The organism is Streptosporangium sp. NPDC023825 (genome assembly GCF_040639575.1).
Lineage (GTDB): Bacteria > Actinomycetota > Actinomycetes > Streptosporangiales > Streptosporangiaceae > Streptosporangium.
Genome location: NZ_JBFAAE010000022.1, coordinates 1 through 24,579 on the forward strand (window position 1 = coordinate 1; position 24,579 = coordinate 24,579).

The window sequence follows — 24,579 nt, forward strand, 5'->3', positions numbered from 1 at the left end:
CTGGAGCGGTCCGGCGACCGCTTCAGGCTCCCGGCCCCGCCGGCCTGGCTGAGCCCCGCCCTGCCGGGTCCTGCCGGGCCGGGTCCTGCCGGGCCCTCCCGATGGCGGGCCGGCGCCTTGTGTCCGGCGGGAGGGGGTCAGGCCGCCGTGCAGGTGAGGGTGGGGGTGCCGCCGGTACCGGAGCCGGTGAATCCGAAGCTAGCGGAGGCGCCGGCGCCCAGCGAGCCGTTGTAGGCGACGTTGCGGGCGGTGACCGCGGACCCGCTGGTGGTCACGGTCGCGCTCCACGCGGAGTTGACCTTCTCGCCGTTGGCGAAGGTCCAGTTCACCGTCCAGCCGGTGATCGCCCTGGAGCCGGCGGTCACGCTCACGTCCGCCTGGAAGCCGCCGGACCACTGGGAGGTGACGCTGTAGGTGGCCGAGCAGCCGCCCGGGGCCGGGGTCGGGGTGGGCGTGGGGGTCGGGTCGGGAGTCGGCGTGGGGGTCGGGGTGGGCGTGGGGGTCGGGGTGGGGTTCGTGCCACCGGTGAAGTTGACGTCGCTGCAGAAGTAGTAGGACTGGTCGAGGTGGCTGGCCTGCCAGACGGTGTAGACGATGTGGTGGCCACTGCGGCCGGGCGCGTTCACCGGGATGGCCGTGGTGGTGCCGGTGGGCCTGCTGCCCAGCTGGTTGACGAGTTCCAGGTCACTCCACCTCAGCGGCTGGGTCTTGGGGTTGAAGCCCTGCTTGGTGACGTAGACGCGGATGTAGTCCGCGCCGTGCGAGGCCTGGTCCAGCAGGTTCATCGTGAACGAGGCGGGACGGTCCACGGTCTTCCACGCGCCGACCGTGTCCATGGAGTTGTAGCGGCCGCCCTCGGTCCGGCCGCCGCTGCACAGCTGCCCGTCGGGGATCGCGGCCTGGTGGTTGCCGCCGACGCCCTCGCGGAACAATCCGTTCCAGTTCCACATCGCGCTGGGGTTGCTCTGCCAGGCCTGCCAGCACATTGGGTCCTGCTGGGCCATGGCCGGGTTCTGGAAGTCACCCCCCCAGCGCTCCCAGCAGCCGTAGTTGCGCGAGGGCGGATCGCTGATCGAGCCGTGCGCCGCGGCGGGGCCCGCCGTCACGGTGGTGAGCGCGAGCGCGGTCGCGACCGCGACCGCCGCCGCGACGACCATCCGCCAGACCGGGATCCGGTGGAGGGAGGCGACGCCGGGCGCGTGGGACTGGTCGCGCAGGAGTCGGAGCGTACGTGGCCTCATCGGGTACAGGTCTCCTTTTCGAGTGCCGGGGGACGGGTCCTGGCGCGCCAAGTGAGGGCGGAGTTCTCACGCCAGAGGGTCCCCACCGTCGCCCAATCCGCGTGCGGGGGGCAACAGTGGTCCGCGGCTCCCGAAGAGAGACCGGCCTGGAGCTGGCCATACGCCACAAAACGTATGAAAGGTTCATTTCCGAATGATTTTCCCTGGGGGCAGCCTCCGGCGGAACCGATGCGCGACCCAGATTTCCCCGAAGCCTCCGAGATGGCGTCGACCGGGCAGAACTCACACCGGAACACCAGGTCGCAGGACTGGACGAGCGGTTCTCGGAGTCAGACGCGCACCTCCGCGGTGTGGGCGTACCCGCGGCTGCCACGCACCTCCACCTTGAGCGCGGTCCTGGCCCTGCGCACGCTGCGGTCGCTCTCCCTGACCGATTTCACCGGCCAGGGCAACGTGATCTTCAGCTCGTCGACGGTCCTGGACGGGTCGGACACCGCGAGCCGTACCCGCTCGCCGGCGCGGCGGACCAGCAGCGTGCAGGGGCCGTCGACGGCGAGCGGCCCGTCCGCGGTCTCGACGGTCCCCGCACGCCAGAAGACGGCGGCGATCACGCCGTCGCGCGAGATGGCCTGCACCGCCGCGGAATTGGCGAGGATCTCGATCCGCCCCTCATAGGCCTCCATCTGCGTGATGGAGGCGTCGGGCAGGACGGCGTAGGCGTAGCGGGCCCTGCGGGGATCGACGCCGTGGTCGATGAGGATCGTCGTGTAGTGCCTGGTGACAGGGGAGGTGTCGCCACCGGTGGTGGCGCCCTTGTCGATGTCGCGCCAGCGGCCGGTGCGCTCCTTGCGGATCACCTTCGCATCGGCGCCGTCGAGCAGCGCGTAGCCGGCCACACCGGACAGGTGGATCCAGCCGTCGCCCCGGGTCAGCGGTGGATGCCGGTCGTGGGTGTTGCGGTTCTCCACGACGGTCTCGACACGGCGGCCGTCGGAGGCGGTGATGCCGGCGCCGAGGGCGATCACCGCGTCGTCGAGCAGGAACCACGCCTTCTTCGCTCGCAGCGAGGAGCCACCGGCGATCAGCCTCATGGCGGCCACGCCGTACTCGCCGTCGAGCGCCACGCCGCCCGCCCACGGGGTGGGGGGCAGGCGACGGTGGTCGTGCGGAAGATCGGCGCGTCTGCGGGTGTCGACCGTCGTGCCCGGCAGCCGGTACGGGTCGATCGTGGGCCACAGGTCGTCGTTCCAGTGGGTGAGGTCGCCGGTGTAGAGGTAGGTCATGCCGTCGCCGGTGTACCAGCCGTGCAGATTCTCCCGGTTCATGGCCTCGGCCGCGCCGATGCGCTCCGAGCTCATCGCGATCGCGTACGCCCAGGTGGGACGGCGGTGCACGACCCGGTCCATGTCGGCGAAGACGTACGTGCCCGTCATGCGCGGGCCGACCGGCACCGACGGGTCGGCCAGCAGGGCCGTGGCCCTGGCGATGCTCGCCGGCGGTGCGAACGCGCCGTAGGGGGTGGCCTGGTTGCGGGTGAGCCAGCCTTTGACCAGCGGTCGCCAACGCCGGGCATGGCGCTCGGGTGCCGTCTCCAGCAGGGTGAGGACGGCCTCGACCGCCTTGTGTCCCGAGTGGTGGTCGCGGTGGCCCTGCACCGAGATCTGCCGGCCGCGCACGCAGTCCATCATCAGCCCGTCGAAGACGAACGGCACGAACGAGCGGTCCACGATGTCGTAGACGTTGCCGATTCCGGTGATCTCCCACGGTGACCCGGAGAGCATGGCGATCAGCTTGGCCACGCTCTCCAGGTAGTCCACGCCGTAGCTGCCGGTGTAGGGGTACACGTCGTGCTGGATGAACGATCCGTCACGGTAGAAGCCGTCGCCGGGGCCCCTTGTCGGCCGCAGCAGGTCGGAGACCGCGTTCCTGGCCCGTCTGACGAGGCGTGCGTCGTGGGTGAGCAGTCCGCGCATCGCCACCGCCATGGCCTTGCCCGCGCGGTTGGCGCCGGTCTCGACGACGCCGGGGTGGCTGACGCGGCGCTCCGGGTCGGGGCACCAGCGGCGCAGGGGGCGCAACCAGCGCTCGATGCGGCCTGAGGGCAGGCCGTCGTACAGCAGGGCACAGGTGTCGGTCAGCGCGCGCGGGACACCGATCTCCCACCAGAACCAGTTGCTGCCCCGCCGATCGAGCCCTTCGTGGTAGGCGTGCTCGTAGAGGAAGTCCAGCGCCCTGACGGCGGTCTCGGCGACCTGGCCGTCCCGGTGCATGGCGGTGCCCGGCGTGGCCCAGGCCAGCGCCAGTGTGCGCATGCGGTTGTAGGAGCGGTTGAAGTTACCCGTCCGGGGGTCCGACAGCGGCAGGTCGGGCCACAGGCTCGGGCGACCGGCGGCGGGCCTCAGCTTGCGCAGCACCGCGTTGGCCGAGCCCTCGAGCGCCCGTGTCCTGTCGGTATAGGTCCTGTCGGCATGAGCGGAGTCGTGCGACCCACCGGCCAGCAGGCTCACCCACCGCTCACGCGCGGCGTCGAACGCCGCAGCGTCGAACGCCGCGGCGCCGGCCGCCTCGGCCGGTCTGTCCCAGAGGGCGAGACCGGCCACTGTCGCGGCGCCCAGCAGGGCGGACCGCCGGCTGAGGGGGTGGGTCATGAAGGCTCTTCCGGCGGTTGGGCAGATTTCAGATGCAAAGATCATAGGTGGACATGGGAGTGGGCCGTTCGACTCCGGCGACGGTGAGCGGGCGAACGAACGGCATGACAACCGGCACCGTCCCCATCGCTCACGAGACCGTCGACCACCTCGACCACCACGTGCCCCTGCTCCACCCGGAGATCTCGATCAGGTCCGCCTGCGACGCCGACAGATACTCGACGGCCTGATCAACCAGTACCGGCGGCCCGCATCGACGAGGCGGATAACCGCGGACCAGAGGCCACACCCGGATTTCCGCACCTCGCAAGATCTTCGATCCTGCGGTGATCGCCGAGGTCCTGACCGCGGATCCGTCGCGGATCCGCGTCTCTCCGGAATTGTTTCCGCGTGTCTTCGCCGTCTTGCAGGGCTTGCTCGTCATGTCGAGCGGCGGGAGTATCGGCCTGGAATGCCGGCGAAGAATCCCAAGGTCGCCTTCCACGTCCTGATGGGCACCCGGCAGCGGAGCGTCGAACTCGCCGAGGAACGGGAATTGACAGATCCGCCACCACCGCGTCCGCTGTTTCGACCGCACAGCGGGCCGCCTCGGCGGAAGCTTCGTCCGCCTGTAAATTACATGACCCGCCACGAAGAAACACATGATGGGCCAGATTCCGGTAGCCGAGTTTTCAATACCGTCTTTACCTCGGCCCGTTTGAAAATTATCCTCGGTCGATCAAAAGATCCGTCCCATAGGAGAAGCATGCAAAAAGGTATTCGGCTCCGCCGGCTCGGCCTCGTCTCAGCGATAGTGGCGGCCGGCCTGGCGACCACGCCCGTGGCCGCACACGCCGACGGCTATGACACTCCCCGCAGCGCCACCGCCGTGGGGGCGGGCAACACCTACGCGGCCGGGTTGGCGGCGGCCGAACAGCGGGCTCGGGCGGCCGTCCTCGCGGTCGGCCACGACTGCACCCCTGGGACCTATAGCACCATAACGACCTATATCTCCCCGGGCGGCGGCACATGGGTCTTCCAGTCCACTCACCAGGCGATGTGCGTCGACTGATCAAGCTCGGCCTCTGCCGGGCAGCGGGGCAGAGCGGTCTCGCCGCCCGCGGCGGAGGCCGATCCGTAGCAGTGCCCGCCCGGCTTCATCGCCAACGCCCCGGCGGAGCATCTCAGCCTGGATCCACCGAGCCGAATCTGACACGAATGCCGTAAAACGCGAGGAATTGCTCTCCGGCCTGGGATGACGGGAGTTCCTGAGGCTTCCGTCAACCGGTTCGAGATGGCACCTCCAAAGTGCAAGCCTTTCATGCTCCGGCTTTCGTGCTCCGGTCAGGACTCATGCGATCTTCGACGAGGAGCACCTGGTCGCCTGTGCGGGGCTGGTGTCGGTGATGCGGCCGGCCGAGCGCCGCGGTCTGGACGGGCGGGCGGGCGAGCACGTGGCGAGCGCCGACCCGCCCCTCACTCGCCGAGTGCGGGGGTCAGGTAGCCCACCAGCATCGTCTTCAGCTCGGCGATGAGCTCGGCGGAGCGCTGCGGCGGCGCCGAGGCGACAAGCGGCATGACCGCCTTCACCGTCGCCAGCGACATGGTGGCCAGCGTGAGACAGCGCTCCTGGTCCAGGTGCGGGGCGCGCATCGAGAGGACCTGCGCGACGCGCGTGGCGATGCCTGTGTGGAGCTGCTCGGAGGCCCAGGCCAGGCGGTCGCCGGTCGCCGAGCCGTGCAGCAGTGCCCAGTAGGCGGGACGGCTGCCCTTGAAGTCGGCGATCTCGTCGACGAGTTGGTCGACCAGCTCGGGCAGCGGTATCCGCGTCACGTCGCCGGTCAGCCGCTCGTTCCAGTGCTGCCGCCTGCCGTCGGTGAACCGGGCGATCAGGGCCTCCAGGATCTCTTCCTTGTTATGGAAGAACTGGTACAGCGAGCCCGGCGACATCCCGGCTCGCGCGGCGATCGCGTTGGTGGTCGCCTCGGCGTAGCCGATGTCGGCGATCACCTCCTCCGCCGCGTCGAGGATCTCCTCCATGCGTTTGAGGCCGCGCGCCTGGCGGCGTACAGGCTTGCGTGTCTCGACCACGGATCACCGTCCACGTTGACAAATACGAGCTTTTACTTGTATTTCTGATTCCAGCGCTAAATGCGAGCAGTTTACCGACTTCGGGGTTGATCAAGATGACCGTCCGCACCCATGCCCCTCCGCCGACCGCGCCGCCGATGCCTCCGGTGCCCCCGCTGCGCCGCCTCGGCCACCTGCTGGTACGGCGCCGCCGCCTGGTGATGATCCTGGCCCTGCTCGGCACGGTCGTCATGGGCACGCTGGCGGCCGGCACCGTGAGCGGGCTGTCCCTCGCCCGCTACGACGCGCCGGGCTCGGAGTCCGACCAGGCGCAGAACGAGCTGGCCGAGCGGTTCGGCACGGGTAGTGCCGACCTCGTCCTGCTCGTCACCGCCAGGGGCGGGAACGTGGACGACCCCGCCGTGGCCGCCGCCGGCCGGGAGCTGACGAGCCGGCTGGCCGCCTTCGACGGCGTGGCCGAGGCCGCCTCCTACTGGTCGCGGGGTACCCCCGCGACGCTGCGCAGCGAGAACCGCGCGCACGCGCTCGTGCTCGCGCGCATCCCGGGGGACGCCAACCTGGTCAGGGGACAGCTCCTGCCGCGAATCATCCCCGAGGTGACCCGAGGCAACGACACGATCACCGTTCAGGCGGGCGGCGGGGAGGAGGTCTACCGCCAGACCGTCCCGCTGGCCAGGCAGGACTTCGTGCGGGCCGAGATGGTGATCTTTCCGTTGGTGTTCGTACTGCTCTGGATCTTCCTGCGCCGCCTGGTGGCCGCCGTGGTGCCCATCGTGCTGGGCGTCTTCGTGATGGTGGTCTCACTGGCTCTGATCCGCCTGCCGCTGCTCTACTCCGATGTCTCCACCTTCGCGCTCAACCTGACGCTGGCGCTCGGCCTCGGCCTCGGCATCGACTACGCGCTGTTCGTAGTCTCGCGGTTCCGCGAGGAGGTAGGGCTGGGCCATGACCGGCACGAGGCGGTCGCCAGAAGCGTCGAGAAGGCAGGCCGCACGGTGATCTTCAGTGGGGTGACCGTGGCGGCCTCGCTCGCGGTGCTGCTGCTGATGCCCTTCGACTTCTTCCGGTCCTTCGGCTACGCGGGGATCGCGGTGGTCATCGGGGGAATGGTCGGTGCCGTGATCGTCCTGCCCGCGGTGCTCGCCGCGATCGGTGACCGGGTGCTGCCCCGCCGCACGAAGGAGGAGAACGGCACGTTCTGGCGCGGCCTGGCCACGCGCGTCATGCGCAAGCCGCTGATCTTCGGCGGAGTGGCGACGGTGGTGCTCCTGCTGCTCGGCTCGCCCTTCCTCGGGCTGAACTTCGGCGTCGCAGACGATCGCATCCTGCCCACCTCGGCGCCGGCGCGGCAGACCTCCGAGGTGATCCGGGCGGAGTTCCCCGCGGAGGAGAGCGACGCGCTGCAGGTCGTCTCCGCCGGGGCCGCCGACGCGGCGGGGGTGCCCGGCTACGCGGCCGCGCTGTCGCGGCTGCCCGGGGTCGCCCAGGTGGACTCGGCGGCGGGATCCTACGCCGAGGGGCAGCGGGTCGGCGACGGCGATCCCGGGCGGTTCCAGGGCGACGAGGGGACCTGGCTGTCCGTGGTGCCGACCGCGGAGCTGATGGAGCGTGATCCGGTGGGTCTGGTGCGGGACGTGCGGGCGCAGGCGGCGCCGTTCGAGGTGCTGGTCGGCGGCTACCCAGCAGAGCTCGGCGACTACCGGCAGGCGGTAGTGGACCGGCTCCCGCTGCTGCTCGGGCTGATCCTCGTGGTGACGTTCGTCATCCTGTTCCTGATGACGGGAAGCCTGCTGATCCCGCTGAAGGCCACGGTGCTCAACCTGCTGAGCCTGTCGGTGATGCTGGGCGCGCTCGTGTGGATCTACCAGGATGGGAACCTGTCGGGCCTGCTCGGCTTCACCGCGACGGGCACCCTCGATCCGAGCATTCCCATCCTGATGTTCTGCATCGGGTACGGGCTCTCGATGGACTACGAGGTGTTCCTGCTGTCGCGGATCAAGGAGGAGTACGACCGCACGGGCGACACCGTCGCCGCCGTCACGGCAGGGCTCCAGCGCAGTGCTCCGCTGATCACCGCCGCCGGTGCGATCCTGGCGATCTCCTTCGCGGCCTATGTCACCGCGGGCGTCTCCTTCGTGCAGATGCTCGGCGTCGGGATGGCGGTGGCGATCCTGGTGGATGCCACGATCATCCGGGCGATCATGGTACCGGCCTTCATGCGGCTCGCGGGCCGGGCCAACTGGTGGGCGCCCGGCCCCCTGCGGCGGCTGCACGCGCGGATCGGGCTGAGCGAGTGATCCGTGCGCGCCCGGTTGTTCGCGTCCACCCGGACGCGCCCGGGGTTCAGATGAGGCAGCGGGCCCAGATCTGCTCCACGACGGGCTCGCGCTGCTCGGCGACGCCGCACGCGACCGGGTCCTGGTGCTGGTCACCGACGGTCAGGTCGACAACGAGGACCAGATCCTGGAGCGGGTGAGCGCGGGCCTGTCCGGGGTGCGGGACCGTGTCTCACCACCCGAAACGGCCCTCGTGGAGGAATTGGACCGAGAAACGGTCAACAGAAATCACGCCGTGGATCGGGTCTGTCAACGACCCACGGCCCCTCACCGACGACTCGGATCACTCGGGCTCGTAGGCGAGGTTGGGGCGCAGCCAGCGCTCGACCTCCGCGAGGTCGAGGCCGCGGCGCCGGGCGTAGTCCTCGACCTGGTCCCTGCCGAGGCGTCCCACGGTGAAGTACCGCGACGACTCGTGTGCGAAGATCAGCCCGCTGACGCTCGCGGCCGGGGTCATCGCGAAGGACTCGGTCAGGCCCATGCCGAGCTTGTCGGCGCCGAGCAGCTCGAACAGCTCCCGCTTCTCGCTGTGGTCCGGGCTCGCGGGGTAGCCGAGCGCGGGACGGATGCCGCGGAAGCGCTCGGCGTGCAGGTCCTCGATGAGGGGGTCGGCATCCGGCTCGAACCAGCCGCGCCGCGCCTGCAGGTGGATGTGCTCGGCGAACGCCTCGGCCAGGCGGTCGGCGAGGGCCTTCACCATGATCGACCGGTAGTCGTCGTTCTGGGCCTCGTAGCGGGCCGCGAGCTCCTCGGCGCCGTGCACGGCCACGGCGAACCCGCCCAGGTGGTCCCCGGCCGGGGCGATGTAGTCCGCCAGGCACCGGTTGGGCCGGCCGTCAGGCTTGGCCGTCTGCTGGCGCAGCATCGGCAGCCGAAGACCGTCCTCGAGCACGATGTCGTCGCCCTCGGAGTGGGCCGGCCAGTACGCGTAGGCGCCCTTGGCCTGGAAGCTCCCCTCGGCGATGATCTGGTCGAGCATGGTGTTGGCGTCGTCGAAGAGCTCGCGGGCCACCGGCTGGTCGAGGATGGCCGGGTACTTGCCCTTCAGCTCCCAGGCCAGGAAGAGGAACTGCCAGTCGATCATCGCCCGGAGGGTCTCCAGGTCCGGCTCCACGAGGCGGACGCCGGTGAAGGCGGGGACCGGCAGGTCCTCGAAGGAGACCCGCTCGGGGTTCGCGCGGGCCTGGTCGACGGTGAGCAGCGGGGTGCGCTGCTTGTTGGCGTACTGCTCGCGCAGGCGCTCCTGGTCGGCGCCGTTGCTCACGGCCAGCGCCTCGGCCCGGTCGGCGTCCAGCAGGTCGGAGACCACGCCGACGACGCGGGAGGCGTCGAGCACGTGGACCGTGGGGTTGTCGTAGGCGGGGGCGATGCGGACCGCGGTGTGCTGGCGCGAGGTGGTGGCGCCGCCGACCAGCAGGGGCAGCTTCAGCCCGCGGCGCTGCATCTCGGCGGCGACGGCGACCATCTCGTCCAGCGACGGGGTGATCAGCCCGGAGAGCCCGATGACGTCCGCGCCCTCGGCGACCGCGGTGTCCAGGATGACCGAGGCGGGGACCATCACCCCGAGGTCGACGACCTCGTAGTTGTTGCAGCCGAGGACGACGCCCACGATGTTCTTGCCGATGTCGTGCACGTCGCCCTTGACGGTGGCGAGCACCACCTTGCCCTGGCCGCGGCCGGTGTCGATGCGCCCCTCCAGCCGTGCCTGCTCCTTCTCGGCCTCCATGTAGGGCTCGAGGTAGGCGACCGAGCGCTTCATCACCCGCGCGCTCTTGACCACCTGCGGCAGGAACATCTTCCCCGACCCGAACAGGTCGCCCACGACCTTCATGCCGTCCATGAGCGGCCCCTCGATCACCTCCAGGGGGCGTGCCTTCTGCTGCCGGGCCTCCTCGGTGTCGGCCTCGATGAAGTCGACGATGCCGTGCACGAGGGCGTACGACAGGCGCTCCTCCACCGGGGCGTCGCGCCAGGCCAGGTCCACGACCCGGCGCGTGCCCGATCCGCTCACCGTCTCGGCGAAGGAGACGAGCCGGTCGGTGGCGTCCTCGCGCCGGTCGAAGATGACGTCCTCGACGAGTTCGAGCAGGTCGGCGGGGATGTCCTGGTAGACCGCGAGCTGCCCGGCGTTGACGATGCCCATGTCCAGCCCGGCGCGCACCGCGTGCAGCAGGAACGCCGAGTGCATCGCCTCGCGCACGACGTCGTTGCCGCGGAAGGAGAACGACAGGTTGGAGATGCCGCCGCTGGTCAGCGCTCCCGGGCAGCGCTCCTTGATCAGCGGCAGCGCCTCGATGAACGCCTTGGCGTACCCGTTGTGCTCGCTGATGCCGGTGGCGACCGCGAGCACGTTGGGGTCGAACACGATGTCCTCGGGGGCGAACCCGGCCCGCTGGGTCAGCAGGTCGTAGGCGCGGGCGCAGATCGACACCTTACGTTCGACGGTGTCGGCCTGCCCCTGCTCGTCGAAGGCCATCACCACCACGCCGGCGCCGTAGTCGCGGATGATCCGCGCCTGCTCCAGGAACGCCTCCTCGCCCTCCTTGAGGCTGATCGAGTTGACGACGCCCTTGCCCTGCACGCACTTGAGCCCGGCCTCCAGCACACTCCACCGCGAGCTGTCGATCATGACCGGGATGCGGGCGACCTCCGGCTCGGTCGCGATCAGGTTCAGGAAGGTGGTCATCGCCTGCACGCTGTCGAGCAGGTCGGCGTCCATGTTGACGTCGAGCAGGTTGGCCCCGCCGCGCACCTGCTCCAGCGCGACGTCGACCGCCGCCTGGTGGTCGCCGCCCTCGATCAGGCGGCGGAAGCGCGCCGAACCGGTGACGTTGGTGCGCTCGCCGATCATGACGAACCCGGTGTCCGGGCCGATCTCGAAGGGCTCCAGGCCGCTGAAACGGGTGCGGGCCGACGGCTCCGCGACCTTGCGGGGCGGGAGGCCGGACACCGCGGCCGCGATCCGCTCGATGTGCCCCGGCGAGGTCCCGCAGCACCCGCCGACGACGTTGACCATCCCCGACCTGGCGAACTCGTCGAGCAGCGCCGCCGTCTCCTCGGGGGTCTCGTCGTAGCCGCCGAACGCGTTGGGCAGGCCCGCGTTGGGGTGGCAGGCGACGTAGGTGCCGGCCAGGCGCGACAGCTCGGCGACGTGCGGTCGCATCTGCTCGGCGCCCAGCGAGCAGTTCACGCCGACCACGAGCGGTTCGGCGTGCCGGATCGCGCTCCAGAACGCCTCGACGGTCTGTCCCGACAGCGTGCGCCCGCTCAGGTCGACGATCGTCACCGAGATCCACAGGGGCAGGTGCGGCGCGACCTCGCGCGCGGCGGCGATCGCGGCCTTCGCGTTGAGCGTGTCGAAGATCGTCTCGATCAGCAGCAGGTCGACGCCGCCCTCGGCCAGCGCGCTGATCTGCTCGGCGTACGCGGCACGGACCTCGTCGAACGACACCGCCCGGTAGGCGGGGTCCTCGACGCGCGGGGACAGTGACAGCGTGACGTTCAGCGGGCCGATCGAACCGGCCACGAAACGCCCGCCCGCCTCGTCCGCGGCCTGGCGGGCCAGCTGCGCGGCCCGCACGTTCATCTCCCGCACCAGCGACTCCAGCCCGTAGTCGGCCTGGCCGATGCTCGTGGCGGTGAAGGTGTTGGTGGTGGTGATGTCCGCGCCGGCCGCGAGGTACTGCCGGTGGATGTCCAGGATGACGTCGGGGCGCGTCAGGTTCAGCAGGTCGGGGTCGCCGGTCACGTCGCGCGGGTGGTCGAGGAACCGGTCGCCACGGTAGTCGGCCGGGGTGAGCGAGGCTCCCTGCAGCATCGTGCCCCAGGCTCCGTCGAGCACCAGGATCCGCTGGCCCAGCAGTTCCCGCAGGGATCGCGCGCGGTCCTCGGCTCCCGGCGCGCCACCGGGTACGAGGTCGTGCCCGTGCTCGTCGTGCTTCGAAGATCCGTTCACCGGTCAGCCTCCCGTCGTGGGAGGCGCCCTTACCGGAAGGTCCAGGCCGAGCGTGGCGGGCCTGAGCCCGTTGCAGCGCCTCTCGGCCTTGAGATCGAGAATACCGAGGGTTGGAACAAGACGCCAAACAATGGTCCACGATTCGGAAAGACCCTGTCCATATACCGTCATGGGCCCCGGCCGGCGCGGGTCGGCGCGGCGGGGTCACGCCGGGCGCCGGCCGATCGTCGTCATCCATCTCTCGGCGGGCCGTAGGGCACGGGCGGGCGCGGGCGGTGCCGGTGCCGGTGCCGGTGGTAGGCCAGCACCACGACCACGGCCAGGCCGAACGAGCCCACCCACGCGGCGATGACGGTCATCGTTCGTAACGGTGTCGTCTCCCGTGCCGGGTTCTCCGCGCTCCGGGACGCTCCGGTCAGCCACGTCGACCGGGCGCCCTGGGTGCCGGGCAGCGTGCTCCATCTCCGGCGCAGGTCCGCCTCGGTCGCGGTGCCGTAGGAGACGGTGGTGAAGTCGACGCCGCCGTAGAAGTAGGAGTAGCGGAGGCTGCCGACGTCACGGGTCACCTTGAACTCGCCGTTCCTGTACGAGCGCACGTAGGCGTCGAAGACGTCGACCGGTTTCCACGGCCGGCGGGAGGTCCAGGGGCCGATGTCGCCGCTGTCGATCAGGGGCGTGAAGGTCGTGCTCGCCGTACGGCTGCGCTTGCGGTACCACTCGGCGGCCACGCGGCTGAGGTAGACGCGCCGCAGCGCCGCGTACTCGGGAGCGGTGTTGACCGCCTTCTCCACCCGGGACAGGATCATCTCGCGGAAGACCCGCTCCGACTGCCTGCTCTGCCGCTCGGACTGCCCCGCGCAGCCCTTGAGGAGGGTCAGGCCGGGGTCGCGGCCCGCGAGATACTCGTTCTCCAGCTTGACCCGCAACGGCGCGTCGAGGATGTACAGCTCGTCGCCGTGCTCGTGCACGGTGGCCGGGCCCGGCACGATCCACTGCCGGAACACCAGGCATGTGCCGTCGGCGGCCCTCCAGTACCGTCTACCGGTCGCGCTGTCCGGGTGGATGAGCCCGGCCACGGTCTTCTTCATCCGGAAGTCGGCCTCCAGCAGGATCCGGCCAGCGTCGGTCCGGCCCAGGTCCGCGTCGACGATCCGGTCGGGCTCGGAGGGGTTGAGGTTCACCGTGAACGTCGACGGCCGCAGCGCGAGCCAGACGAAGAAGGCGTCGGACGCCTGCCGGGTGACCCGCAGCGCGGTCGCCGGATCGGTGTCCGGGTCGCCGTCCCCCGCCGCCTTCGCGGTCTTCCTGGTGAAGCCGTACCGGACGCCGTCGGGACGGTCGGTGCCCGCGTCGGCGAGGTAGCGCAGCTCCAGGGAGGAGAAATCGACGCCGCCGTTCGGGTCGGCGGCGGCCCGGGCGAGGCCGGCGTCATCCGCGTCGCCGGTCGGCGGGGCGCCGAAGGCGTCGTCACGTGGCTGGAAGATCGACGGGACCGACCGCCGGCCCGCCGCGATCTCGTCGGCCAGGGTGTCCGGGTCGGTGGCGAGCACGTCGGCCCGCGTCATGTTGGCCAGAGCCTCCCTCAACGCGGGCAGCAGATCGCCGAAGGGAGAGACGAAGGAGTGGTAGACGGCGGCGTTCGTGCGGAGCAGGCGTGTCCTGCAGTCCGCGCTCCTCGGGCTGCACGGGGCGAGGTCGGTGTAGAGGGCCAGCAGCCGTCCCTCGTCGATGCCCCGCTGGGCGAGGCTCTTGAGGATGCGCTGCTCGGAGTGCTCGATCGCGGTCGCGATCCGCTCGACCCGCCCCTTCCTGCCCTTGCGCGTCTTGTTGGCGTTGAACCGGGGCACCACGAGGAGCGCCTTGACCTCCGGCGGCAGGTTCAGCGCCTCGAGCAGGGCGGGGTTCTCCCGGCGCAGCTCGTCGACCGTCCGGAGGAATCTCCGGTCGAACTCGTCGGTGGCGCATCCGGTCACGTCGACGAATCCCACCGCGACGTTGAGGTAGGGGTTGAACGCGCCGTTGCGGTGGTCGCCGAGATCCGGTTCGACGTCACGGCCGAGATCCGGGTCGCGGTCCATGATGTCGCGGTAGGAGAAGCCGACCTGGGCGATGGGGTTGCGGTAAGGGATGTGCGCGGCCGGGACGCCGGGTTGGGCGGGACGGGGCGGCACGTATCCGGGCGGACACGGATCGGCCGTCCGCGTCTTCGATGCCACCGGCGCGGCGGGCCCCGTCATCCCGGTGACCGAAATCGTGAAGAATGCGATCCCTGCCAGAAATCGTGTCCTCGCCAGGCGCATGATCGATATTTTACCTAGGCGTTCCCGGGGAGGCCAGGAGAGCCTCGGTGGCTCTTTTCCGGAAATCAAACCCATTCATCCGAAAACGGGAAGCGCCTGCTCCGGATGTGACCTTTTCCCATCGACTCGCGTCACCCGCCGCCTTACGGCGGGATCCTTCCGCAGGGGCGGCGACCTGCCTGCTGGGAGCAGGAATCACGCAAGAAGCATAAAAGCGCGATAGCGGAATCAACCGCACCCTGTCGGGGGCTCCATGCCGAAGCGTCGCGCGAAAGACGCGGCGCCCCGCCTGCCCGCACGAAAAGCAAGGGAGGGAGATATGGGCGTCGCCAAGTTGGGCGAGAGAGACAAAAGGCCCAGGAGCTGGGGATTGTCATGCAACGCGAGCAGAGATTACGGCCCGCCGGACCATCACGCAGGGCTACTCTTCGTGTCGAAAAAGTAAAAGCCCCGGCGGGTGCTGGCAACACCCCCGGGACACGGCAAACGGAGCAACTTCCGCATGCGAGTACACCGTACCAAGCACACGACCGGTTTTACGGTCCTGCCGAACTTCTCTCTCAGAGACCGGCGGCTGTCCTTCGCCGCGCGCGGTCTGCTCTCCTACCTTTTGTCCCATCCCGAGAGCATCCGCCAGGACATCAAGACTCTCGCCGCCGACAACCCCGAGGGCCAGGAGGCCATCGCGCGGGCCATGCGGGAGCTGATCACCTACGGCTACCTGACCCGCGAGCACGTCCGGAACGCGTCAGGACGCATCTCCACCGTGGTGGACGTCTACGACACCCCCCAGGGTGGCCATCAAGGCGTCAAAGAGCAGGTCAGACCGGGTCTCGGCTCGCCGAGACCCGGTGAGCCGAGTCCCGGCGAGCCGAGCGCTCTCCCTACGGGAGTGAAGAAAGAAGAGAAAGAAACCACCCCCTCCCCCCGGGGGTGCGCGCCGGGCGATCGCGTGCGGTCCGCCCCGCTCCCGACGGGGGACGGCGAGGACGGGTCGACGCTTCCCGATTCCGCTCCCCGATCGACGGCTCCAGGTGCTGGCCTTCGATCGACGGCTCCAGGTTCCGTCCCTCGATCGACGGCTCCAGGTGTCGTGCTCCTCACCTGCCTCGGCCGCGCCGACCCCCGGCTGACCGTCGGCGAATCCGAGATGGCCCCCGTGTTGCCCCTCCTCGCCGAGTGGCTCGCCCGAGGCGGCACCGAAGCGCAGATCCGGACGGTCCTGACCGTCGGGCTGCCCGACGAGGTCCGCTCGCCCGCGAAACTGATCGTTCACCGGCTGCGGAGCAAGATGCCCGCTCCTGCCGTTGTCTCGACGGCTCCGAGGCCGGTGACCCGCGACGAGTGCGACGAGTGCGGGCGCCCGGTGACGTCCCTCGGTGTGTGTTCTCGGTGCGACGACACCGCACAGAGCGGGAGACCCGCCCCGACCGCGGACGTGAAGCGCGGCGCCGCCCTCGCCCGCGGCCTGCTGAGAAACCGTCGCCCCGTGGCGGCGTAGGGGCACGGAACAACCGGCCCCCGCCGCCGGCCGTCCGGGGGAACCATGCCCGCCCTCGAGTACGGTCTCACTCGCGGGATCGCCGGGACTTTTCGGCGACCGGACGTCCGTGTTCATGCCGAACGACGCGGCCGGAACCGCGAAGGGGAAGGCGGGCGGCGCCTTCCCCGATGTCGCCGCCCGCGTTCCCCGGCCCGCCGCCCCCGAACAGCCTGGCGGTGCGCAGTCCCAGCCAGAACAGCACGGCCAGTACGGCGACCAGCAGGTATTCGATGGCGGGGATGCGGACGATCTCGTCGATCCTGCCGGAACCGCGTGCGCCGTACACCACCAGGACGGCACCGGCGTAGACGGCGGCGAGGACCCATCTGGTGGCGCGGGACAGCCCGAGGCCGTGCATCTGGGTGATCACGAAGATCCCGAGGAAACCGAACAGGAACATCGGCCACATGCCGCCGGGGCCGCTGTTCATCACCGCCACGAGGGTGCCGTGCACGGCGACAAGGAGCTCCAGCGTCGCGGTCCACCAGCGGTTGGTGTGCGCGCGGGTCATGAACAGGCTGCCCTGGAGCAGGAGCAGGAACATGTAGAAGAAGCCGATCAGGTGGCCGTTCGTGTTCTCCATGGGGTGGTACCAGAAGGTGAATATCGCGGCCCAGCTGAACAGGTAGCCGTGATACTTGCGGGCGAATCCCACCACCTCCGTGGAGATGGGGGCGGGACGCCCGGCGAACAGGCCGCGGCGGCCGTTCTCCATCAGCAGGACCACGACCAGCAGCAGGACCACCGACCCCTGCGAGCTGAAGATCGACACGTCCTGCGCGAGCCCGTCGTAGAACAGGTGGGTCTGCAGGGTGTGCAGGACGACGAAGCCGAAGTTGACCGCCAGCGCCACGGCGTTCACCCGGTGCAAGCCGCCGGTGTAGCGGCGGACCCTGGTCTGGGCGTAGTAGATCAGCCCCCAGGCGGCGAGCTGGTGGGCCGCGTAGCCGAGCCACGCGGAGGCGCGGGTCCAGGCGGTGGGCTCCGGCAGCTTCCAGTAGTACCAGGAGGCGCCCTGGTCGGGCAGCAGCCGGATGCCGTGCAGCCGATGGCCCAGCAGCCAGACCAGCCCGGCGAGAACCGCGCTGGCCACGATCCCCAGCAGGAGGGTACGGCCGGCGCTCGGGCGGCGAATATCGTTCAGCACACTGAGCATTATGTATTTACTCAGCTTGCTGAACAAACAGGTGTTCCGGTCTCCTCCCGCACCGGCGGCCTCACGCATCGGGGCGAGGGCACCTCTGGGAATTCGCCCCCTCACAGATTCACCACCCCGGGGGGCAGGGGGTCCTACGCCTCGGCCGCGCCCAGCCACGCGCTGATCCCGGCCAGCGCGCCGGGGCCGTAGTCGGAGGTGACGTCGCGGGCCAGGTCGGCCACCGTGACGGATCGCAGGGCGTCCCGCCAGGCGTTCTCGGCACCGGCCATGGCGCGCTTGATGGCACAGGGGGCGGTGCAGGACTCCGGCGCGGCGGCCAGCGGGCCGCGCCGGCGGATCTCGGTGCAGACGAAGGCCGGGCCGGGCCCGTCGACGGCCTCGACGACGTCGAGCACGGTGATCAGCTCGGGAGGGCGGGTGAGGACGTAGCCGCCCGCCTTGCCCTGGACCGAGCGGACGAGACCGGCACGCGAGAGGGCCTGGAGCTGCTTGGCGAGATAGCTGGGCGAGACGTCGTGCAGTCGCGCCAGCCGCGCGGCCGGCGCCGGTTCTTCCACCGAGGTCAGGACGACACAGCAGTGCAGAGCCCACTCGACCCCACCGGACATCTTCACCCCTTCACTCTATCTACCCCCCTTTGACTCGGACAAAAAATGTCCGTGTATTGTCTCGGACAACAGATGTCCGAGTTAGCGGGCATGGATCATCGAAGAAGGGCAGGACGTGCCATGAAGTTCGCAGTCATCGGCGGAACCGGGCTGATCGGGTCCAAGGTCGTGAAGATCCTGAACGAGGCCGGGCACGAGGCGGTGCCGCACTCGCTGTCCACCGGGGTCGACGTGCTCACCGGCCAGGGGGTGGACGAGGCGCTGGCCGGCGCCGACGTGGTCGTCAACCTGACCAACTCCCCGACCTTCGACGAGGCCTCCCCCGCGTTCTTCCGGACCTCGATGGACAACCTGCTGGCCGCGGCCCAGCGCTCGGGCGCCGGGCACTTCGTCATCCTGTCCATCATCGGCGTCGACCAGGTCCCCACCGACTACTACCGTGCCAAGACCCTCCAGGAGGACCTGCTCAAGGCCGGCCCCATCCCCTACTCCATCGTGCGCGCCGCCCAGTTCATGGAGTTCATCGGCGACATCCTGTCCTGGACCGCCGACGACGAGACCGTCCGCCTGCCCCGCACCCCCCTCCAGCCGGTCGCCGCGGCGGACGTCGCCGCCACCGTCGCCGACGTAGCGGCCGGGGCGCCCCTGAACGGCATTCTCGACCTGGCCGGGCCCGACGTGTACCCGCTGGACGAGCTGGGCCGGATCACCCTCGCCGCCAAGGGCGACAAGCGCTCGGTGACCACCGACGACGAGGGCGGCATGTTCGCCGCCGTCCCCGGCGACGTCCTCACCGCCAAGGGCGGCGCCCGCATCGCCCCCACCCGCTACACCGACTGGCTGAAGTAGACCGCACGCCGCGTACGCGACGCTCGACGGCGGGGAGCCGCACGTGCGGATCGCGCTCCGCAAGCGTGATGCTCGACGGCGAGCAGCCGTGCGAACGTGATGCTCGACGGCGGGGAGCCGTGCGCGAGAACGGCCCCCGCAGAGAGGCGTGCGCGAGAACGGCCCCCGCAGAGAGGACGGCCGGAGTGGGGCGGTCCTCGTGCCGCCTCAGGTGAGTTCCAGGCCGCCGTCGACGGTGAGGATCTGGCCGGTGATCCAGGTGGCCGCGGGGTCGGCCAGGTGCACGATCCAGGCGGCCACCTCCTCGGGGCTCCCGCGGCGGCCGAGCGGGATGCTCGCGGCCTCGTCCTGCTTGATCTGCTCGACCGCCGCCTCTGACAGCCCGGCGGCGGCCAGGGCCTCGCTCTCCGTGGGACCGGGGGCCAGCGCGTTGACCCGGATGCCGTCGGCGGCCAGCTCCAGTGCCCAGCTGCGGGTCAGCTGTTCCAGGGCGGCCTTGGACGCGGCGTAGTGGGCCGCACCGGGCAGCGGCCGATGTCCGTAGGTGGAGGAGACATTGACGATCGTGCCCCGGCCGGCACGAAGGTGGGGCAACGCGGCGCGGGCGAGCACGCTGGGCGCGGTGACGTTGAGGGCGAACAGGTCGTTGACGCGCCGGGCGTCGGTGTCGGCCAGCGACATCATCGCGGTGGCTCCGGCGTTGTTCACCAGGACGTCCAGACGCCCCCACCGGTCGATCGCCGCGTCGACGATCGTCTGGGCGGCCTGGTCGGCGCGGATGTCGACGGCCAGGAAGGCGATGCCGGGATGCCGGTCGGCCGTGTCCCGCAGGGGTTCCACGCGGCGTCCCACCCCGAGGACGTGCGCTCCGGCGCGGGCGAAGGCGAGCGCGGTGGCGCGGCCGATCCCGGATCCGGCTCCGGTCACGATCACGGCGTTGCCCTGCAGGCGGCCGGTGGGCTGGTCGGTCACGGTATCCCCCGATGTTCGATGTTTATGAAACATCGAACAACGTATAACATGGGCGAATGAGGCAGGCACACCACCCCGAGCTTGGCGAAATCGCACTGACCACGGTGATGGCCGCCCTCAGCGACCCGATCCGGGTCGGGCTGGTGCGCGTGCTGGCCGACGGCCGCGAGCGCGGCTGGGGAGAGTTGCGGGCGCCGGTCGCCAAATCGACACTCAGCCATCACCTGCGCGTCCTGCGCGACGCCGGGCTGACCCGCACCCGGCAGGAGGGGACTCGCTGCTACGTGGTCCTGCGCCGGGAGGATCTGCAGGCGCGCTTTCCCGGACTGGTGCGGACGGTGCTGGCCGCGGCCGAGACCGACGACGTCGGTGGCCACGTCAGCGTGGAGGGCGTCCCCGCGCCGCCGAGGTGAACCTCCGCGTCCTGGCCCACCTCGGCTCATCCGCTCATCCGCACCGGCGGAGTCCGGTCACCGGAGACGCCCGTCCGCTTGACGGCGGATGGGCGTCCACCCGGCCCGGGGTCAAGCGGGATTTTCAGTGAGCTTCCACCAGGGGAAGCGATCTTCTACTAGGGGATGGGGACGAAGGACTTGAACCGCTCGGCGGAGTAGCTGCGAAGGGTGTCCAGGACCGTGAAACTCCCGGTGCAGTCCGCCGTGTTGAAGAACTGGAACCTTGAGAAGCCGGCCCCCCATGCGGCGTGGAGGGTCGCGGTCGAGGGCACCGGGGTGCACCCGGCGGGCGGGGCCGGGTAGTGGGCGACCACGTTCCGTGCCGCGTCGAAGAAGTAGAGGCCCGAAGGGTCGGAAACGTTCGCCGAGACGGCGGAAGCCGCCGACGCGGCGGCACCGCCCCCGAGCACGAGAGCTGTAGCGGTGAGCAGGGCAGAGCCGATCGCCGTTGTTTTGCGCACTGAACATCTCCATCGTGTGGATCCGTTGACGCGAAAGATCCTCTCCCGATTTAGTTGATTATTCAAGCGTTATCTGACTTGTGGAGTAAGGAAAAGGTCGTTCGAGACCGTCCGGCTGCAACCGCCGGTGAGAGCGCTCGCGCCGAAAGACATGCTCAGGCGGTCGTCATCCGCCGTCGGATCCACTTGCAGCGGGTTGTCGCGGACGGTGCCGGTACGTGGACGGCCTTACGTTCCCGCCGCGTCCGTTTCGGGCCGCTCACGTCAGCACCGCGGCGGCGACCGTGTCGACGTACCAGCGCTCGAACCGTTCGGCCGGCCAGCCGCGCCGGCGTACGAGCCAGTCGTAGTTGCGAAAGTCCATGGCCAGCCACAGGACGTCGGCGACGCTGTCGACGTCGTGGTCGGGACGCGCGGATCCGGTGGCGACGATCTCGGCGGCGAGCATGGTCATGCCGCGCCTGCGGTCTTCGACGTTCTTGTTCCAGATGCGCGCGGCGTCGGCGTCCGCGGTGGCCGCGCCGGCCAGCGCGAGCATCACCTCGGTCTGGCGGGCGTGGGTGACGGCGAGGTGCCGGGCGTAGCGGGCGAGCTTGGCGCGAGGATCGGACAGGGCCCGGATCTCGGCCACGAACGGCCGGTCGGGCAGCGCGACCGGCTCGTCGTCGCCGGCGACGGTGACGTCGACGAGCTCGGAGAGCAGCTGGTGTTTGCTGCCGAAGGCCGCGTAGATCGTCTGGACCGCCACACCGGCCTCGGCGGCGACGGCGGTCAGCGGGGTGGCCGCGTAGCCGGGGTCGACGAACAGCCTGCCGGCCGCCTCCAGGATCGCCCGCCGGGTCTTGCGGGCCTGCTCCCGGCGTTGCGCCGACTGGTAGCTCCGCTTGCCGTCCACCCGCTTTAGTATAAGGTTCCATTAGATAGAGTTTCGCTCTATCCAATTGAGAGGTGGTCGCGATGCCGTTCGGAGTGCTGCAGGAGATGCCCGGCGTGACCGAGGAGGAATACCTCGCGGTGGAGCGCAATCTGGGCCCGGACCGGCCGCCGGGCCTGCTCGCCCATGTCGCGGGGCCGGTCGAGGGCGGCTGGCGCATCATCAACGTCTGGCAGGACGCGGAGGCGTTCCGTCGCTTCCAGTCCGAGCGGCTCATGCGCGCCGCCGGCCTGGCCGCCCAGACGGACGGGTTCGACGCGGGCAAGGCCGCGAACTTCCGGTCCGTGACGGTCGACGGCGCCGAGATGCCCTTCCCGTGATCGACATCGCCGACATGCGGGCCCGCAACGTCACGTTCTGGGCGCAGGCCGCGCCCGGATGGATCCACCACGCCGACCGTCAGGACGAGTACGGCCGGCCGCTGGGTGCCGCGGCGCTCGACCGGCTGCGCGCCAGGCCCGGAGAGCGGATCCTCGACGTCGGCTGCGGGTGCGGCGGCACCGCCGCGGAACTCGCGGCGGCGGTCGCCCCGACCGGCGCGGTGGTCGGTCTGGACCTCGACGAGTCCATGGTGGCCGCCGCGGCCGCGCGGTTCCCGAGCGACCGCCATCCCGGCCTGAGCTTCACCGCCGCCGACATCGAGACCGCCGGCACCGTCGCGGGGGCGCCCTTCGACGCGGTCTTCTCCCGGACGGCCCTCATGCTGCTGGCCGACCCCGTCGCCGGCTGCTCCACGATCCGGCGGGCGCTGCGTCCGGGCGGGCGCATGGCCGCCACCGTCTTCCGTGACGGTGCGACCAGTCCTTGGATGCACGCGGTGCTGCTCGGCGCCGCGCCGCACCTCGGGCCGCTCGCGCCGATGCCCGCCGGCGACGAGCCGGGCCCGTTCGCGTTCGCCGACTCCGAACGGGTGAAGCGCATCCTGATCGAGGCCGGTTTCGAGGCCGTCACCGTCCAGCCGCACGACATCGCCCTGCACGCCCCCGACGACCCCGGCACCGTGGCCGAATGGCTGATCGAGATCGGCCCGGCCGGGGCCGCGTACCGTGACGCCGCACCATCGCGGCGGGCGGCCGCACGCGCCGGGGCGGCCCGGCTGCTGGCCCGCTTCCGCGAGCCGGCGTCCGGCTACCGGCTGACGACCGGGATCTGGCTCATCACCGCGACGGCCGCCCCGTGAGGCGGGCGCCGTCATGACGTTCGCGGCTTAAGGATCACCGGGCCGCGACACGACGTTCGCGGCTCCGGGACCGCCCGCCTGCGGCACGACGTTCGCGGCTCCGGGACCGCCGGCCCGCGACACCGGGTGGGGCGGGGTCCCGTGGCTCTCGCATCTGTGACAATGGCCAGGTGGCCGAAGGAGATGAGCACCGAGTCGCTCCGGATCCGCAGGCGATGCGCGCGGACATCCGTTCATGGCCCACGGGCCGCCTGCTGTCGGTGGCCGCCCGCATGGTCGAGGGCCGCTTTCACGACTTCCTCGCCGCGCACGACCTCACCCACGCCGGCATGATCGCCCTGCACCACGTCGTCGACGGCCGCCTGTCGCAGCGGGAGCTCGCGACGCTGTGCCGGGTGACCGACCAGACGATGAGCCGGACGATCGAGGGGCTGCACCGGGCCGGATACGTGCGGCGCGGGACCGACGAGCGCGACCGGCGGCGCACCCTCATCGAGATCACTCCCGCGGGGCGGGAGGTGCTGGAGACCGCGCGGCGCGAGGAGCGCGATTCCGACGTCCTGCTGGGTGCGGTCGACGAGTACGACCACTTCCGCGAGCAACTGATCAAGTTGATCACGATCGTGTGAGGCACTCGCCGACCGCCGGGAACTACCTGGTGATGGTGAAGGTGTCCACGTCGAACAGCGAGCCGGAGCCGCCGCTGAAGGTCAGGAAGATCGGCCCCGAGCCCGTCGCGGTGAGGGTGGTGGAAACGGTCCTGAAGGTGTCCCAGCTGCCGGTGTTGGGCACGGACACCGTGCCGAGCACCGTCCCGGTCTGCGAACCGGCGCGGACCCGGATGGTGCCGCCGGCACCCGCCGAGGAGACGCGGGCGCTGAAGGTCTTCGCCCCGGAGGCGTTCACCGACGCGTACCCGGCCCAGTCGCCGTTGTCGATGTAGCCCACCGTCCTGCCGCCGCTGGCCGGGCCGTGGTTCGCCACCTGCACGCCGAAGTTGGAGGTGTAGGCCTCCCCCTCGACCGTGGTGGACCCGCCGGTCCTCGGGCTGCAGTCGGCCGCGACCTGTCCCGCGGCGTACCTGATGCCGCCGAGGAGCAGGCTGCGGAAGGCCGCTTCCCCGTAGGACTGGATGGTGTGGCCCAGGCCCGTGTAGAACGAGCGGCCCGACCCCTGCGGGTGGCACCAGGTGATGGGGTGGTCACCGTTCATGGTGCCGCCGCTGTAGCTGCTCTCGTCGAGAGACTGCAGGACCCGCGCGGTGGAACGGGGGTTGGTGCCGTAGTTGTACCACTCGTCGCTGCGGCTCCAGGTGGCGCCGAGGTGGGAGGTGGCCGGGTGGGTGTTGTCCTCGGTCCGCACGGTGGCCTGCTGGATCGCGGGGTGGCCGCTGAACCAGGCGCCGACGAGCTGGCCGTAGTAGGCCCAGCCGTACTCGGTGTCGGCCGCCGCGTGGATGCCGAGGTAGCCGCCGCCGCCGTTGACGTAGTTCTGGAACGCGGTCTGCTGGGTGTCGTTGAGCACGTCACCGGTGGTGCTGAGGAAGATCACGGCTTCGTACGTGGCCAGGTTGGACGCGTTGAAGGCGTTCGCGTCCTCGGTCGCGGTGACGCTGAAGCCGTTGGCGGCGCCCAGGTCCCTGATGGTCTGGATGCCGGTCGGGATGGAGTCGTGGCGGAATCCGGCCGTCTTGGAGAAGACCAGTACCTCGTACGGGGCCGCGGCGGCCTGGGCCGCGGCCGGGACGAGCACGGTCGCGGCCGCCATGGTGGCCGCCGCGACTGTCGCCAGCCCGCGTGCGATGAGACTGCGCATCGCTGTCCTTTCGTGTGCGGAAAGATCCCCGGTGCGGCGGGGGGCCGCCGCAC

Annotated in this window: 20 protein-coding genes and 1 riboswitch; of the genes, 9 read left to right on the plus strand and 11 right to left on the minus strand. The window is 70.4% G+C overall.

Annotated features, from left to right (window positions below; all coding sequences use genetic code 11):
- Nucleotides 1-137 precede the first annotated feature (137 nt).
- Nucleotides 138-1,241, minus strand: coding sequence for a lytic polysaccharide monooxygenase (locus tag AB0G15_RS20295; RefSeq protein WP_362841781.1), 1,104 nt, complete (start codon nucleotides 1,239-1,241; stop codon nucleotides 138-140).
- A gap of 329 nt (nucleotides 1,242-1,570) precedes the next feature.
- Nucleotides 1,571-3,889, minus strand: a complete 2,319-nt coding sequence (locus AB0G15_RS20300; RefSeq protein WP_362841783.1) for a polysaccharide lyase 8 family protein — start codon at nucleotides 3,887-3,889, stop codon at nucleotides 1,571-1,573.
- Nucleotides 3,890-3,993: 104 nt separating this feature from the next.
- Here AB0G15_RS20300 and AB0G15_RS20305 point away from each other — a divergent pair, with 104 nt between their 5' ends.
- Both AB0G15_RS20305 and AB0G15_RS20310 read left to right on the plus strand, forming a co-directional pair.
- Nucleotides 3,994-4,119 (plus strand): hypothetical protein, encoded by a 126-nt coding sequence (locus AB0G15_RS20305; RefSeq protein WP_362841785.1) that lies wholly within the window; start codon nucleotides 3,994-3,996, stop codon nucleotides 4,117-4,119.
- A 515-nt stretch (nucleotides 4,120-4,634) separates the two neighbouring features.
- A complete protein-coding gene (locus AB0G15_RS20310) occupies nucleotides 4,635-4,940 on the plus strand; it encodes a hypothetical protein (RefSeq protein ID WP_362841787.1) in 306 nt (101 codons plus the stop codon).
- Nucleotides 4,941-5,344: 404 nt separating this feature from the next.
- Here AB0G15_RS20310 and AB0G15_RS20315 read toward each other — a convergent pair whose 3' ends face one another.
- Entirely contained in the window at nucleotides 5,345-5,959 is a 615-nt protein-coding gene (locus tag AB0G15_RS20315) for a TetR/AcrR family transcriptional regulator (protein ID WP_362841790.1), read from the minus strand.
- 137 nt (nucleotides 5,960-6,096) lie between these two features.
- Between AB0G15_RS20315 and AB0G15_RS20320 the strand changes: the two genes are divergently transcribed.
- The gene (locus AB0G15_RS20320) at nucleotides 6,097-8,256 is read left to right on the plus strand and encodes an MMPL family transporter (RefSeq protein ID WP_362841792.1); all 2,160 of its coding nucleotides are present in this window, start codon (nucleotides 6,097-6,099) and stop codon (nucleotides 8,254-8,256) included.
- A 322-nt stretch (nucleotides 8,257-8,578) separates the two neighbouring features.
- Here AB0G15_RS20320 and metH read toward each other — a convergent pair whose 3' ends face one another.
- Nucleotides 8,579-12,250, minus strand: a complete 3,672-nt coding sequence (gene metH / locus AB0G15_RS20325; protein ID WP_362841794.1) for a methionine synthase — start codon at nucleotides 12,248-12,250, stop codon at nucleotides 8,579-8,581.
- Nucleotides 12,251-12,264: 14 nt separating this feature from the next.
- Nucleotides 12,265-12,340: riboswitch (S-adenosyl-L-homocysteine riboswitch) on the minus strand.
- 140 nt (nucleotides 12,341-12,480) lie between these two features.
- Complete coding sequence (locus tag AB0G15_RS20330; protein ID WP_362841796.1) at nucleotides 12,481-14,421, minus strand: nucleic acid/nucleotide deaminase domain-containing protein; 1,941 nt, start codon at nucleotides 14,419-14,421, stop codon at nucleotides 12,481-12,483.
- Nucleotides 14,422-15,052: 631 nt separating this feature from the next.
- On the opposite strand from AB0G15_RS20330, the gene AB0G15_RS20335 reads away from it, so the two are divergent.
- The gene (locus AB0G15_RS20335) at nucleotides 15,053-16,051 is read left to right on the plus strand and encodes a hypothetical protein (RefSeq protein WP_362841798.1); all 999 of its coding nucleotides are present in this window, start codon (nucleotides 15,053-15,055) and stop codon (nucleotides 16,049-16,051) included.
- 67 nt (nucleotides 16,052-16,118) lie between these two features.
- On the opposite strand, the gene AB0G15_RS20340 is transcribed toward AB0G15_RS20335, so the two are convergent.
- The gene (locus AB0G15_RS20340) at nucleotides 16,119-17,249 is read right to left on the minus strand and encodes a hypothetical protein (RefSeq protein WP_362841800.1); all 1,131 of its coding nucleotides are present in this window, start codon (nucleotides 17,247-17,249) and stop codon (nucleotides 16,119-16,121) included.
- A 134-nt stretch (nucleotides 17,250-17,383) separates the two neighbouring features.
- Nucleotides 17,384-17,860 carry an Rrf2 family transcriptional regulator gene (locus tag AB0G15_RS20345; RefSeq protein WP_362842049.1) on the minus strand — a complete coding sequence of 159 codons (477 nt, stop codon included), beginning with the start codon at nucleotides 17,858-17,860 and terminating at the stop codon, nucleotides 17,384-17,386.
- Nucleotides 17,861-17,980: 120 nt separating this feature from the next.
- On the opposite strand from AB0G15_RS20345, the gene AB0G15_RS20350 reads away from it, so the two are divergent.
- On the plus strand, nucleotides 17,981-18,709 hold the full coding sequence (locus tag AB0G15_RS20350) for an NAD(P)H-binding protein (protein ID WP_362841803.1): 729 nt from the start codon (nucleotides 17,981-17,983) through the stop codon (nucleotides 18,707-18,709).
- Between the two features lie 207 nt (nucleotides 18,710-18,916).
- On the opposite strand, the gene AB0G15_RS20355 is transcribed toward AB0G15_RS20350, so the two are convergent.
- Nucleotides 18,917-19,681, minus strand: coding sequence for an SDR family oxidoreductase (locus AB0G15_RS20355; protein WP_362841805.1), 765 nt, complete (start codon nucleotides 19,679-19,681; stop codon nucleotides 18,917-18,919).
- Between the two features lie 56 nt (nucleotides 19,682-19,737).
- On the opposite strand from AB0G15_RS20355, the gene AB0G15_RS20360 reads away from it, so the two are divergent.
- Nucleotides 19,738-20,094 carry a metalloregulator ArsR/SmtB family transcription factor gene (locus AB0G15_RS20360; RefSeq protein ID WP_362841808.1) on the plus strand — a complete coding sequence of 119 codons (357 nt, stop codon included), beginning with the start codon at nucleotides 19,738-19,740 and terminating at the stop codon, nucleotides 20,092-20,094.
- Nucleotides 20,095-20,252: 158 nt separating this feature from the next.
- Here the strand turns inward: AB0G15_RS20360 and AB0G15_RS20365 are convergent, their stop codons facing one another.
- Entirely contained in the window at nucleotides 20,253-20,597 is a 345-nt protein-coding gene (locus AB0G15_RS20365; RefSeq protein ID WP_362841810.1) for a hypothetical protein, read from the minus strand.
- A 259-nt stretch (nucleotides 20,598-20,856) separates the two neighbouring features.
- The gene (locus AB0G15_RS20370) at nucleotides 20,857-21,492 is read right to left on the minus strand and encodes a TetR/AcrR family transcriptional regulator (RefSeq protein ID WP_362841813.1); all 636 of its coding nucleotides are present in this window, start codon (nucleotides 21,490-21,492) and stop codon (nucleotides 20,857-20,859) included.
- Nucleotides 21,493-21,554: 62 nt separating this feature from the next.
- On the opposite strand from AB0G15_RS20370, the gene AB0G15_RS20375 reads away from it, so the two are divergent.
- The 3 genes from AB0G15_RS20375 (at nucleotide 21,555) to AB0G15_RS20385 (ending at nucleotide 23,340) form a co-directional block, all read left to right on the plus strand.
- Nucleotides 21,555-21,851, plus strand: a complete 297-nt coding sequence (locus AB0G15_RS20375) for a hypothetical protein (RefSeq protein WP_362694134.1) — start codon at nucleotides 21,555-21,557, stop codon at nucleotides 21,849-21,851.
- Complete coding sequence (locus tag AB0G15_RS20380) at nucleotides 21,848-22,711, plus strand: methyltransferase domain-containing protein (protein ID WP_362841816.1); 864 nt, start codon at nucleotides 21,848-21,850, stop codon at nucleotides 22,709-22,711. Before AB0G15_RS20375 ends, AB0G15_RS20380 begins: the two co-directional genes overlap by 4 nt.
- A gap of 170 nt (nucleotides 22,712-22,881) precedes the next feature.
- Entirely contained in the window at nucleotides 22,882-23,340 is a 459-nt protein-coding gene (locus tag AB0G15_RS20385) for a MarR family transcriptional regulator (RefSeq protein WP_362694128.1), read from the plus strand.
- Nucleotides 23,341-23,362: 22 nt separating this feature from the next.
- Here the strand turns inward: AB0G15_RS20385 and AB0G15_RS20390 are convergent, their stop codons facing one another.
- Complete coding sequence (locus AB0G15_RS20390; RefSeq protein WP_362694125.1) at nucleotides 23,363-24,526, minus strand: ThuA domain-containing protein; 1,164 nt, start codon at nucleotides 24,524-24,526, stop codon at nucleotides 23,363-23,365.
- Nucleotides 24,527-24,579: the final 53 nt, after the last annotated feature.

Excerpts from the sequence above, each read along its gene's own strand:
- AB0G15_RS20295 (WP_362841781.1), bottom strand. The coding sequence starts at position 1,241 with ATGAGGCCACGTACGCTCCGACTCCTGCGCGACCAGTCCCACGCGCCC.
- AB0G15_RS20300 (WP_362841783.1), bottom strand. The coding sequence starts at position 3,889 with ATGACCCACCCCCTCAGCCGGCGGTCCGCCCTGCTGGGCGCCGCGACA.
- AB0G15_RS20305 (WP_362841785.1), top strand. The coding sequence starts at position 3,994 with ATGACAACCGGCACCGTCCCCATCGCTCACGAGACCGTCGACCACCTC.
- AB0G15_RS20310 (WP_362841787.1), top strand. The coding sequence starts at position 4,635 with ATGCAAAAAGGTATTCGGCTCCGCCGGCTCGGCCTCGTCTCAGCGATA.
- AB0G15_RS20320 (WP_362841792.1), top strand. The coding sequence starts at position 6,097 with ATGCCTCCGGTGCCCCCGCTGCGCCGCCTCGGCCACCTGCTGGTACGG.
- AB0G15_RS20335 (WP_362841798.1), top strand. The coding sequence starts at position 15,053 with ATGCGAGTACACCGTACCAAGCACACGACCGGTTTTACGGTCCTGCCG.
- AB0G15_RS20340 (WP_362841800.1), bottom strand. The coding sequence starts at position 17,249 with ATGCTCAGTGTGCTGAACGATATTCGCCGCCCGAGCGCCGGCCGTACC.
- AB0G15_RS20345 (WP_362842049.1), bottom strand. The coding sequence starts at position 17,860 with ATGTCCGGTGGGGTCGAGTGGGCTCTGCACTGCTGTGTCGTCCTGACC.
- AB0G15_RS20350 (WP_362841803.1), top strand. The coding sequence starts at position 17,981 with ATGAAGTTCGCAGTCATCGGCGGAACCGGGCTGATCGGGTCCAAGGTC.
- AB0G15_RS20360 (WP_362841808.1), top strand. The coding sequence starts at position 19,738 with ATGAGGCAGGCACACCACCCCGAGCTTGGCGAAATCGCACTGACCACG.
- AB0G15_RS20375 (WP_362694134.1), top strand. The coding sequence starts at position 21,555 with ATGCCGTTCGGAGTGCTGCAGGAGATGCCCGGCGTGACCGAGGAGGAA.
- AB0G15_RS20390 (WP_362694125.1), bottom strand. The coding sequence starts at position 24,526 with ATGCGCAGTCTCATCGCACGCGGGCTGGCGACAGTCGCGGCGGCCACC.